The 12,727-nt window shown below is 45.7% G+C and carries 11 protein-coding genes; 5 read left to right on the forward strand and 6 right to left on the reverse strand.

Features of this window, described 5'->3' with window-relative positions; all coding sequences use genetic code 11:
• The first annotated feature begins 22 nt into the window (after positions 1-22).
• Together ACYQ2M_RS06955 and ACYQ2M_RS06960 are read left to right on the forward strand one after the other, a co-directional pair.
• Positions 23-1,180 (forward strand): ABC transporter permease, encoded by a 1,158-nt coding sequence (locus ACYQ2M_RS06955; protein ID WP_459915603.1) that lies wholly within the window; start codon positions 23-25, stop codon positions 1,178-1,180.
• A 5-nt stretch (positions 1,181-1,185) separates the two neighbouring features.
• Positions 1,186-1,863 (forward strand): ABC transporter ATP-binding protein, encoded by a 678-nt coding sequence (locus ACYQ2M_RS06960; protein WP_459915604.1) that lies wholly within the window; start codon positions 1,186-1,188, stop codon positions 1,861-1,863.
• A 67-nt stretch (positions 1,864-1,930) separates the two neighbouring features.
• Here ACYQ2M_RS06960 and ACYQ2M_RS06965 read toward each other — a convergent pair whose 3' ends face one another.
• The 6 genes from ACYQ2M_RS06965 to ACYQ2M_RS06990 form a co-directional block, all read right to left on the reverse strand.
• Positions 1,931-2,089 (reverse strand): hypothetical protein, encoded by a 159-nt coding sequence (locus ACYQ2M_RS06965; protein ID WP_459915605.1) that lies wholly within the window; start codon positions 2,087-2,089, stop codon positions 1,931-1,933.
• A gap of 113 nt (positions 2,090-2,202) precedes the next feature.
• A complete protein-coding gene (gene thpR / locus ACYQ2M_RS06970; RefSeq protein ID WP_459915606.1) occupies positions 2,203-2,775 on the reverse strand; it encodes an RNA 2',3'-cyclic phosphodiesterase in 573 nt (190 codons plus the stop codon).
• Between the two features lie 149 nt (positions 2,776-2,924).
• A complete protein-coding gene (locus ACYQ2M_RS06975) occupies positions 2,925-4,049 on the reverse strand; it encodes a hypothetical protein (RefSeq protein ID WP_459915607.1) in 1,125 nt (374 codons plus the stop codon).
• A 1,085-nt stretch (positions 4,050-5,134) separates the two neighbouring features.
• Complete coding sequence (locus tag ACYQ2M_RS06980; protein ID WP_459915608.1) at positions 5,135-5,956, reverse strand: DUF3786 domain-containing protein; 822 nt, start codon at positions 5,954-5,956, stop codon at positions 5,135-5,137.
• Between the two features lie 644 nt (positions 5,957-6,600).
• Positions 6,601-7,167 (reverse strand): DUF2189 domain-containing protein, encoded by a 567-nt coding sequence (locus ACYQ2M_RS06985; protein WP_459915609.1) that lies wholly within the window; start codon positions 7,165-7,167, stop codon positions 6,601-6,603.
• A gap of 59 nt (positions 7,168-7,226) precedes the next feature.
• Complete coding sequence (locus tag ACYQ2M_RS06990; RefSeq protein ID WP_459915610.1) at positions 7,227-8,015, reverse strand: TIGR00266 family protein; 789 nt, start codon at positions 8,013-8,015, stop codon at positions 7,227-7,229.
• Between the two features lie 416 nt (positions 8,016-8,431).
• Between ACYQ2M_RS06990 and ACYQ2M_RS06995 the strand changes: the two genes are divergently transcribed.
• From ACYQ2M_RS06995 to ACYQ2M_RS07005, 3 genes are all read left to right on the forward strand, one after another.
• Entirely contained in the window at positions 8,432-9,649 is a 1,218-nt protein-coding gene (locus ACYQ2M_RS06995; protein ID WP_459915611.1) for a DUF4412 domain-containing protein, read from the forward strand.
• 629 nt (positions 9,650-10,278) lie between these two features.
• The gene (locus ACYQ2M_RS07000) at positions 10,279-12,108 is read left to right on the forward strand and encodes a thiamine pyrophosphate-dependent enzyme (protein ID WP_459915612.1); all 1,830 of its coding nucleotides are present in this window, start codon (positions 10,279-10,281) and stop codon (positions 12,106-12,108) included.
• Positions 12,109-12,657 (forward strand): 2-oxoacid:acceptor oxidoreductase family protein, encoded by a 549-nt coding sequence (locus ACYQ2M_RS07005; RefSeq protein WP_459915613.1) that lies wholly within the window; start codon positions 12,109-12,111, stop codon positions 12,655-12,657.
• Positions 12,658-12,727: the final 70 nt, after the last annotated feature.

The following is a 12,727-nucleotide window of genomic DNA, read 5'->3' on the forward strand; positions in this document are numbered from 1 at the left end:
CCCAAAAAAGGATTCAAGGTCCATGTTTTTCTGGATTAAAACGGCAAGTAATTTTCTCCTTCGCTCATGGCGATCCACCGGGCTTATAACCGTTATGGTGGTAAGTGCGGTATCATCTCTTATCTTCTTGTCATCCCTTGCCATGGGTGTGAATGACACCATGATTAAAAACGCAGTAAGCCTTTTTTCAGGTCATATTTCCGGCATGAATATTCCAGAAAATATCACTGAAAAAAACCTTCTAATCCATGGTGTTGCAGGGGTTCTGAAACGAATATACACTCCGGGCTTCCTTTATCATGGGGACCTCATGGAAATGGTGAGATTGATTTCCGTTAATCCGGATAAAGAGATAAAATTCACCGCCATGGCGAAAAAAATTATTAAGGGAAGATACCTTGAAACCCATAAAAATGAAATTGTACTAAGTCAAACCACGGCAGAACACCTAAACAGTCAACCTGGGGATCACATACGTTTTTCCCCCGCTAAAAATTCAGCTGATGTGGAGCTGATCGTGGCAGGTATATATAAAACCGGAATTGATCAATTTGATCGTGGGGTTTCATTTTGCACCTTGGGGGCAATCCCGATACGATCAATGCCATGGCAAGCAGCCATATTTCTGGACAACGGGGTGGATAAAGATCTCATTGCCGCCAACTACCGACAGAGGCAAATTGAGGATATGGAGTTTAGAACATGGACGGATCTCATGCCGGATCTTGAGCAGCTCATTTCCCTTAACTATCTTTCCATGGGCATAGTCATCATCATGGTATTCATGGTGGTCTCCTTTGGTATCGCATGTGCTTTTTCAATCTTCATTCTACGGGATATAAGGGAGTACGGCATCATGAAGGTCATGGGAATTACCCCCATGGAAACTACTTTTCTTATCTTTTCTGAGGTAATTATCATCAACCTTCTGGCATCATCCATTGGGGTTATGATGGGTACGACGGCTGTAACACTCTTTCAAAACATCGGTATTAACTTGAGCGCCTATACATCACACAATCAATATTTTGTTGTGTCAGGAATTATATTTCCCAGATTGACACCCTTTTCCATATGGCTGCCACCAGCTTCGGCACTTTTATTCAGCATACCGGCGGCACTGTGGCCCACGCTATTTGTCATCAAAAAGAGTCCGGCTGATATTTTAAGGAGCATATGACATCGATGATAAAAGTAACCCGCTTATCAAAAAGCTATCACTCCGGGAGGGGGAAAAGGCAAGTTCTTTGTAAGGTTTCGTTATATGTTGCTCCCGGCGGAACCCTGGCAGTCATGGGAAAATCAGGATCAGGAAAAACCACATTGCTCAACTGTATCGGCGGTCTTGAACAGCCCGACATCGGAATAATAAACTGTCTGGGAGTTGATCTTCATACACTGTCCAGACATGAGCTGTCTTCTTTTCAGCGGAAAAAAATGGGGTTTATATTTCAATCTGCCAATCTTCTCTCCTACCTGACTGTTTTTGAAAATATCGCCTTCCCCCTGGAGTTGAATCATCTGGAGAAAGAAAAACGGGTGGCGGAATTACTTGAAAAGGTGGGGCTGTCTGAAGCAGGAAGTGCCATGCCCCATGAACTTTCAGGGGGCGAAACCCAGAGAATTGCCTTTGCAAGGGCCATTGCCCACCGCCCTGAAATGCTCCTTGCCGATGAGCCCACTGCAAATCTTGACACAGAAACAGGACAGACCCTGGTGGAATGGATGTTCACCATGTGCAAAGAAGAGGGATGCGCCATCATATTGTCCACCCACGACTTTGATCTGATGACGCTTTCTGACAAAACCATAACCCTTTTGGACGGAAAAATTATCCATGAAAACGACAATAAAAAAAATTAAAATATCTCTCTTATTGATATCAGGCTTATCCATCTGTGGATGTTATGGTTATAAGGCTTATTTGGGCTTACATGGCATGTCCATCAGGCATCACCCTGTAATACATGATGGGGTAACCAAGGACAGTCAATGCCTTGTCTGCCATCATCCTGACCATGCACAGGGGACGTCCACTCCCCACCCCGGATTTACAGGGTGCCTGAAATGTCACAATGATGAAATACAAAAATAGTCCCTTCCACCCTATTTGTACATATTCGGCTTGGCATAGTAAATGTTTATGCAGTTTTCCATGTGCCCCATGTTGTGTCCAAACCCAAAAGTGACCTGTATCCTGGATCACCGGGAATCCATACCAGACAACAGGCTTTCAAACAATGGCGTATGAACAGCACCAGACGGTTTTAGATCACTTTTATAAAGTACCATGGATCTTATCATGCACTCTTTAGAAGTATGATTCTGAAAAATCAGGATATCGTTAATCACCGTCCGGCTGTTAACGGCTCCTTTAAAACGTCCAATGGTGAAATGGGGGGAAAACCGACTCTTATCCTTCTTAAGCCCGACATTTACCAGATTGGTTTCAAGTTTTTTTTTAAGCTCTTGAAGTTGATCAACCTGCCCCTTTACCCCTGACCAGATAACCTTTGGTTTTTTCACACCGGGGAAGACTCCCAGTCCCCTGGCTGAAAGGGAAAAGGGCCTGCAACCCACTGCGGTGGAGTCCATGGCCCTGATAATCGCCTTAATGTCATCTTGTTCTGTGTCTCCGAAAAACCTCAAGGTAAGATGCATGGAGGTGCTTTTTATCCATGAGGCTTTAAGGGCGTTGTGTCTAATTTGATTCTGTATTCCACAAAGGAAAACTAGAATCTCTTCCGGTATGGGGATGGCTATAAATGTTCGCATGAAAAACCTGTTTTTATCTAAATCACCGGTTCCTTGTAACGACTGCAGCTGCCTACACGCTGCCTTGTATATCCGGCCAGATTTTGTAACTTGATCATATTCTCTTGGGGGAAACTTACGATTGACGAATTATGACCAAGTGTATTTTTTTATTCCCCTTGGGTGCACTTCATGAAATCCATTAAATTCTGAGCATTCTCAATACATGGAAGCATCTGTTCCATCTCTTCGATTCCTTCATCCAGATCAAAAAGAACCTGGGCCTTTGTTTCTTTATTCCATGCCAGCGGATCTTCTTCTTCGGTGAAATTATCCGGTAATCCCAGTTGGTTTGATAATTTTATGGATTTTTCCATGCAACTATCCGCTTCTGCCTGGGTTGAGGCGTCATTCAGACATTGTCTCATGCTTTTCATCACCTTCAGCATCTTTGGCATCTGCTCTTTTTGCTGCTGCAACGGACCACTACCCTGCTCTGATTGTCCCATCGCCTGCATCATCATGGCAATCTGCTGCTCGTTGCTCATATCAGGATCTGATTCAAGTTCTGACTGCATGGCCCCCATCATGGTCTGAAATTCATCCGGGCTTTCCCCCTGGCCCCCCCCTTGACTGTGACTCAAATAATCAGGAGCATTTTCAATCTCATAGGCTGGCAATTCAAATCGGCTGTCGGGAATTGATGTATTAAAGGTTGCTTTTTCAGCAATAAAGCTGGTTTTCATTCCCATGACATCCATTTCCAGCCGCAGAGGCACCTGCCCTTTGTACAGCCACTGCTTTCCCCCCATAATGCTCCATACTTCACAGGGATAGCCCAGAACCGTGTCCGTTCCTGTTTTCTGCCCACCCATCTGAGTCAGTATCCTGCCACTGTCTTCAGCCATATTTTTACCCGAAGCAAGATATTGGCTTCCAACGGGATCTTTGCCTTTAATTATCTTTTTCCTTTCAAAATCAACCGTGTAAACCGTCACATTATCCACCTTTTTCATGGTGTGTGTGCTGGTCTGTTTATTTACAATTCCGGAAATGGTGGTTGCTGTATCTTCCGTTTCAAGACTGATGGAGCCATGATCCTTGAAATAGAGCGTCTTTTTCCCTTCCGTCTTTGTGACGGTTCCCATCATGTTTCCCCCACCACTCATACGATATTCAATAACCCCGGAGGGTATGGTGTATCGCTTAACAGTATCGGCATGGGCGATTGGGGCTGTAAGTATCACTACTGAAAAAACAGCCAGAATTGTAATAAATTCAATTTGGATCTTCATTTAATGCTTCCTTTTTTTGATAATCAGGCTTATCCATAATTATTAACAATAATATTATCCGTTGAATAGAATATGCACATATATTTGTCAATATTTTACCTTTTGTTTTAGAACCATCGTAAAATTCATGCCTTATTCTCTGCACGCCCCCCGAAGAGATATTTCTGAACCTTGCCGCAAAGGTCAAAAAGCTACGTCTGCAGAAACGTTGGAAAATTTTTTAGATTCTTACCTCTGATTTTCATTTTATTTGGGCAAGAGAGTCAGAAAAACTTTTTGGTTCTGGCTTGTCCAGGTTGTGATTACCGATTTTGATAAATGCCATGGTGTACAGAGCATTCCCCGCGGTCCTTCCTTGTTTTCGGTCAATATATATGCTAACAGTACCCCCATTAACACGGTTCAGGTATGGGCTCAGCCTCATAAATTCACGCCCATGCCGGGTGTACACAAGGCTTTTGCAGCGAGCCTGAAAAATCGCGCCGCTGATCAGCACGTCAGGAACGGAGGAATTCAAAATGGGATGGTGGAGTGGTTTATCTCAATTCTGGCAAGGATTCATATGTGGAGGAATAGCTGTCCCTTTTGCCATTGTTATCATTGAAATAATCATAAAGTTCGGGTTTAAGCGGGCCTGATATTGTATCCACACCGATAACTTTATTAAAACATCTTTGATATGGGGCCAACGGGCTTGGGCATAAGGTGTGCCATGCTGTTCAGTGCCAGCATCTGTTCCATGGACGGTTGAACGTGATGAAAAAAAGCCTTGAATCCCGGACAAAAATTCTTGCCCCTGCCCAGGCACCACTCAAAATTCATCACAAAGATTTCACCGACATCACACCGGATCCACTCGTCATAGATACGAATAAGAAATTGGCCGAATTGATGCGGTTCTACACTCCACGAACAAAATGATCCAATGTTTTTCACATCACCCAGGCATTAAGCGCTTTTTACAGGCATTTCAAGATTTCATTACAGCAATTATTCACCATTTTCCGGGACGGGGATTTACTTGAAAAAGTTAAAAACAGGATCATCACGATGATTGATCAGTGGTTGAAAAAAATAAAACCCGCTTATGCAGTGCAGGCCGCTTTAAGTCGATCTGCAAGGTATTCACTGAGAAACATGATGGCTTCAATATCAAGGTGACCGGTAACCTTCTCGTCAAAGAGAAGCTTGACATCCGCATCAAACCCCTCGCTTTTTTCCCAGAAAAGCAAAGTAACGGCAACAGAAGGAAAAACCTGAAAGGAAAAGGCAATATCGGGGGATTCATACCCCCCCTTCACATCTGTGCCACCACTTTGCAGACACGCACGTTCCAGCTCAATAAGATGGCCGGAAAAGGCCATTTTCAAGGGTTCTTCCACACGATCGCGCATGGAAACGGTTTTGGACACAGTGTTGGGAAACTCCTTGAAACTCTTGAGATTGCCGGTGGGTTTTGCCGCCTGATCTTTGTTCATCATGGCCATATGAATATAGACAAAGGTCTGCTCATTGCGTGTCAGTTCTTTGCCTTGATCGTCTTTTATACCCTTGGGATCAATGTACAGATGTCCGTTGAAATAGGGAAGCACAAGCGTATCTCCTTCGATTTTCCCCCCTGTCCGCTCAGCAATCATTTTCAAATCCCCGGTGGCAATATTATCCTTTGCCAGCTGCAGGGCCTCCGCCGCCATATCCTTTTTCAGCCATTTCCCTTGACGATACTGCTCTTCAAGCTCCTTTTCCGCCCAGTCCAGCACATCTTGAGCAATATAAGGACATCCTTTCAACGGATATTTCTCCGACACCACCATACCGGCAAAGGCAAGGCAGGTCAGAAAACCGCATTCTTTGCAGTTGGTCTTGGGCAAGATTTTTTTATAAAGATCCACAACGGATAAGGCCATAAGGATGCTCCTCTGAAATAATGGTTTTTGGATAATTTATTTGCAATGATACCCCTGCTGGACCAATGGGCCTCAATTGCCTGAACAAACTCCGGGCGTAGCAGTTTTGCCCGTTCCCGAAGCCATTCCCTCTGATCATAGCCAAGGTATATTCTTTCAGATGGGGTGTTGCTGAAACAAGAAGTTTTTAAAAATGATTTCAGATTCTCAAGGGTAAAACGCCCTCTTCCCAAACGGAGAGTCTGGCTGATCTTCATCTGCCGGAACAGATGATTCCGTGAATTGCAGGATAATTTTCATTGTTTTCGGGGTAGCCCTTCTCCCCGGCCCTGTCAAGGGTCAAGATGAACGATCTGCAATCGACCTTGACAGGGCCGGGGAGAAGGGCTTGAGGTGGTGCTACCATGGTTATTTTTCCTTTTTTCTTTCCTTCCCATTCCATGAAAAAGAGATAAAAAGGGGATCTGTTATCTACCTTAAGAAGTACCTGTGCCGGACGCTTGCCCACAACATCGGTACACCTCAAATTTGGCGGACCCAAACGGTCAACAATGCAAGCCTCCACACCAAGATGATTGATGTTGCGATCAAACCCAGCATGCAGGTTTATACCCAATAATGCCAGACCGCAAAGTTAAACACAGTTATGACTCAGCTCCATATTTATCAATGACGCGGTCATATACCAGCAAAATAAAAATGGTACCAAAGGGAACGGTCAGCAGCCAGCCGATGGCCACCAGACTTCCGATCCAGCATAGTCCGATATAAATTAAGGCTGTTATAACATGGGTTTGAAAATCTTGCGTGATAATGTTGATACTGGTTCTAATGGCATCCACCAATCCCAGGGACTGATCCACCATTAACGGCACCATGTACAGACAGAAAAAAGATATGGCCACAGCCAGGATGATGCCGGGAACAAAAAAGAAAAGAAGCCCGAGCCCCACCGCAATCAAGGTAAGAATTCCAAATCCCAGGAGCGGAAAAAAAAGGCGCATCTGGGAAAAAAGATCTTGTATTTTCGGCTCCTGCTGATTCCGGACGAGTCTGAGAATGGCGTGGGTGTATCCTGCAAAAACAACCGGGCCAAGAATACCCAGTGTCAAGGTGCTGACCACTGCCATAAGCAAGGTAATGATGATAAGCATCACCAGATTATCTTTGAGCAGCAGCCATGCGTTTTCAAGGTATAATTTAAAGTCCATGGAACCTCCTTTTTATTTTGGTTTGGCTTGCAGTTTTCAGCCTGTATTTTCAAGGGGTGTCAGTCCCCATCAAAGAGCCTTCCAATGCCACCCAGCACAGACCCTTCTCCTTTGCTGCTTCCCCCGGCAGCTGGCGCATGGGCAAGCACGCGATCGGCCAGGCGTGAAAACGGAAGGCTTTGGAGATAGATGGTTCCGGTGCCGCTGAGGGTGGCCAGGAAAAGCCCTTCACCGCCGAAAAACATGGATTTTAGATTTCCGGCACGTTGGATATCATAATCTATTCCCGGAGTGAACCCAACGATACATCCGGTATCAACCTTAATAGTTTCATTTACGAGCTCTTTTTTCACAATTGTGCCACCGGCATGGACAAAGGCCATGCCATCTCCACACAGACGTTGAAGAATAAACCCTTCTCCACCGAAAAAACCAGCGCCAAGCTTTTTATTAAAGGCGATGGTCACCTGGGTACCAAGAGCCGCACACAAAAAAGCGTCCTTTTGACAGATCAGTTCCCCCCCCATGGTGGCCATGTCCACCGGAATAATTTTACCGGGATAGGGGGCGCTGAAGGCCACTCTTTTTTTACCCATGCCCTGGTTGGTAAAATGGGTCAAGAAAAGGGATTCTCCGGTGATGGCCCTTTTACCGGTGTCCAGAAGTTTGCCGAACAATCCTCTTTCCGGCTGGGAACCGTCGCCCATCTTGGCTTCAAAGGAAATACCTTCCTGCATCCAGTTCATGGCGCCGGCTTCTGCAATGACGGTTTCTCCGGGGTCCAGTTCCACTTCAACCACCTGCATGTCATCTCCGAAAATTTCATAATCCACTTCATGACACTTCATTTTACGCCTCCTTTTTTTGACAACGCGCCTTGGGGTAATTAAAAAAATGTAACAGAAATATTCTCTATCAATTTTAATTTTTTCTGTAAAGAGATTGTTGTCCATAATGTCAAGAAAAACGTTGACATTTTCATTGCTTTTTTTAAATATTACATATTCACCGGGTAGTTAAGAAAACCTCGTCACGTTTATCAGCAACTCAGGACGGCGCCGTTTTACCAGCAGAAAGCTGATAACGGGTCAGAATACCCCGTCAAATCTTAAATTCGCCATATCGTAAAACGACAATGATACTTTGATTTAAAACCGCATGCAATTGATTTCTTATGAGCTTAACCAGCATTAATCATGGGTAAATTAATTTACTTTTTTATGTAAAAATTTAAATATCGCTGTAGTTTTAAAAGGAGAAGCAAATGAAATCTGACGCAAAAAAAAGGTACATAAATTGGAAACGAATGTTTGTTGCTATTATCCTGGGGCTGAGTGTTGGGGCAAATCCAAGTTATGCCCTGTTCAGCGGTAAAGTGGATGCGTATACGGCTGATAATGTAAATATTGATTCTAAAGGGAAAGTAATCCATTCATCCAAACTCTATGTAACTGAAGATGCCATCAGGATAGACGGACTGCCGACTGGCGGTATGCGCAACGGCCCTGAGATGAACTTGACCATGCTGATATTGAAAAATCAGAAAAAAACTTTTTTTTATAATCATGACAAAAAACTGGTGTTTGAGGCCCCTGCTGATGAAAAGGATTATTCGGCAGGCTACAAAGCACTGGGTAATATAGAATCGGAAAAAGTGCTGGGCAAGGAAACCGTGTCTGGATATAAGTGTGTAAAAAAAGAAGTCATTACAAGTTTTAAAACCATGGGCAGCAGCATGAAAAACCGGCTGTTTGTATGGGAAAGTAATAAGTTTGATATCCCTTTGAGAACCATGGATGAAGACGGAGACATTGAAGAAATGCGTAATATCAAGACAGAAAAGCCGTCCAAAAAATTATTCCGTCCCATCTCAGGGTATAAAACAGTCGGCAGCATGATGGCAGTCATGGGTATGGATTTTGGTGCCATGATGGCACAGGATGATGCCCTGGAGGAAGAAGAATCTCAATCCATTCCAAATCCTGCTGCTTCCAGATTGAAAAAGCCTGAAAAAAAGCAGCCGTCCAAACAGCAGAATCTTGAAAATATGGACATCAGCAAACTCATGGAGCAGATGGGCGGTAATATGAGTCCTGAGAAAAAAGAGCAGTTCATGCAGACCATGAACCAGGTCATGAATCGGGTCAATGATACCAAAGAAGGCGTTGGTTCCGCAGACAGAATCTGGCAAATCATCCCCAGAAGACAGGGAGATAAGGTGGGTGCTGAGTTCAAAACCACAAATGTGCTCAATGTCACCATGGGCACCAATGTCCCGCTGGAGTCGATATTTAAATTTTATAAAAACAAGCTGACGGCCAGGGGTTGGAAAGATCAGGGCATGTATCTGCAGAACGGCGAAGGGTCCATGAACATGAGCAAAGGAGAAAAGAGGCTGAGCATTTCCTCGGCAGAGAATCCTGGGATAAAAGAAAATTACAGCCATTTTTACATGATGCAGCTGAACGGACCTGGTATTTAATTTTCATGTCTGCATCAGCCAGGTTTCTGGGGATGTATTCGGGAAAAATAAGTGGGAAGGCACAACAAAAGCAATCTCAAGGCTTCTTTGTGCCGTCCTCCTTATTACCGTCTTGGTGATATCAATTACCCCAAGGTAAAAAATAATGACGACCTGAAGTCACCCGTATCGAATAAAGACCTCCAATACATTTTTCAAAATCCGGATACATTTCATTTAATCAAATAGGCCAGGAAATCAACATTGCTGGCATGGCAGAGTTCCTGCTTCATTTGTGATGAGCGGGGAGGAATCACCCCAAAAGAAATTCTCTTCAATGCTTTATAAACAACTCAACTTTTCCCCACCAAAATCCCACGTCCTCCGGAAATTCAAACCTTCCCTTTTAATAATGATAACAAAAAAAGCTTGAAAAAAAATTCATTTGCTGTAGGTATCTCCAAAGAGAAACATTTCCCAGCGTGAAAAAACATGGTGAAAAGCGCAATTTCTGCCAAAAACATGGGGGAAAATAACCAATCAACCCGGTTGATCGGTGTAATGCTTTTCCTGGAATTCACTCTGTTGAACATATCTGGCTTGAGCAGACCAATTAAAATTCAAGCATTTTGAAACAAGGAGTTATCTTAGTGACACAAACCAACAACAAACGACTAATGCTGGGAAACCAGGCCCTTGCAAGGGGGCTTGTGGAAAACGGCTGCCGCATGGCAACAGCCTATCCCGGCACCCCGGCATCGGAAATACTGACATCTGTGGCTGCATGGAAAAAAGAAGAATCCCTGGATGAAATGCATGTGCAGTGGGGCATCAATGAAAAAGTAGCCTTTGAAATCGCCTATGCCGGCAGCATTGCAGGCCTTCGATGCGCCGTTGCCATGAAACAGGTGGGTCTTAATGTGGCCTCGGACCCTTTCATGAGCGCCGCCTACCTCGGGGTAAAGGGTGGATTCCTCGTTATAAGTGCAGATGATCCCGGCCCCCACTCCTCCCAGACCGAGCAAGACAGCCGTTTTTATGCCATGTCCGCCAAAGTACCGGTGCTGGACCCGGATTCCCCGGAACAGGCAAGGGAAATGGCACGCCTGGGGTTTGAACTTTCCGAAGCCTTTGAAATTCCGGTCATGCTCCGCCCCACCACCCGGGTGTGCCATGCCCGTCAGGATATTTCTCTGGCCCCCATCACCCCCATGGATAAGGCCGCTGAATTTGAAAAAAACCCCGGCAGATGGGCCGCCACTCCCAAGTTTCGATATGCCCTTCACAATCAGCTGGAAGAGAAACTGAAAAAAATTGCGGCCTGGGAACCCACGGCCCCCGTGTGCCTGAACCCATCGGTGCAGTCGGAAAAAGCCATTGTGGTATCCGGAGTATCTGCGGCCCATGCCAGGGATATTATAAAGGAACTCAATCTCTGGGAAACCGTTCGCCTGTATCAGGTGCTCCAGCCCTTTCCACTGCACACGGCCTTTGTGGAACAGCTGCTTGCCGATCACAAAGAAATCCTTGTGCTGGAAGAGACCACCGGGGTCATTGAAATGCAGCTGGCAAGACGGGACAAAGTCAAAGGCAAAAAAAGCGGTGCAGTTTCCGAAACCGGGGAACTCTTGCCGGAAATCATGGAAGGCATTATTGCTGATTTTCTGTCCGTTGAGTCCAAATCCGTCATCATGGAATCTAAACCCGGCAGACGTCCCACCCTGTGCGCCGGATGTCCACACCGGGCAAGCTTTTTCGCCATCAAACGGGCGGCTCCCAAGGGTATTTATACCAGCGACATCGGCTGTTACACATTGGGCATGAACCTTGGTGCCGTGGACACCGTGCTCTGCATGGGGGCCGCCATCAGCCAGGCCGCGGGATTTGCCCATGCCTATACCGATGACAAACGTCCACCCATTGTGGCCACCATGGGGGATTCTACCTTTTTTCATTCCGGTATCCCCCCCCTCATTGATGCTGTGGTTCAAAAAGCCCCATTCCTTCTGGTGATTCTGGACAACCGCACCACGGCCATGACCGGCAATCAGCCCACCCCTGCCACAGGAAAGGGTGTCATGGGAGAACCCACCGTGGCCGTGGACATAGAAAAACTGGTCATGGGATGCGGCATTGAATATTGTGTCACTGCAAATCCCATGGATTACGCAAGCTTTGTGGATCAAATGAAGGCTGCCGTGGCCCATGCAAAGAAACACGGGCCTTGTGTGTTGATTTCCCGGTCTCCCTGTGTGCTGTCTCTTTCGAAACAGCAGATAAAAGAACGATATCAAAAGGTTGAGGTTAATGATAAATGCGATGGATGCGGATATTGCGTCTCCCATTTTGAATGCCCGGCCCTGGTGATGGATGACAAGGCAGAACTGGTACACATTGACACGGCCCTCTGCACCGGCTGCGGGGTATGCGTGAATGTCTGCCCCAAAAAATCCATTGAGCTCAAAATAAGTGAGGCATAAATGAATCATCAAATTGTTATCAGTGGCGTGGGGGGACAGGGAGTTCTTTTTATCACAGGGCTTCTGGCCACGGCGTGCATGGACAAGGGTGCCCATGTGCTCACCTCGGAGACCCACGGCATGGCCCAGCGGGGGGGAACGGTGATCTCCCATCTTAAAATCGGTGAATTTGCAAGCCCCCTGATCCGGCCGGGCAATGCCGATCTTCTGGTTGTGTTAAAATCTGAGAATCTGATCCAACACCAAGGCTTTTTAAAACCCGATGGCATGGCCATTGTAAATTCACCAACCCTTTCCCCATCGGCTGCTGAGCCCTCAAAATCCATGGTTAACACTCTGGATGCGGACCGCCTGGCAGAAAATGCAGACAATCCTGGATCTGTGAATCTTTACATGCTGGGGGCGGCACTGACCGTAACGGATGTATGCCGTATTGATGATTTAAAGCAACAGGTTGAAATACGCCTGAAAGGTAAACCTGGAGCCCTCGTGACAGCAGCGTTGACAGCCCTTGACAAGGGCTTCCATGAAATCAAACAGGCCCGGTAAAAATAATTATTAAGAAGCCGGCAATTGAGCCCCTGGCTGAGGCATTATACCGGTTTCATTATATGTTATG

It is taken from the genome of Desulfocicer niacini, assembly GCF_054657595.1.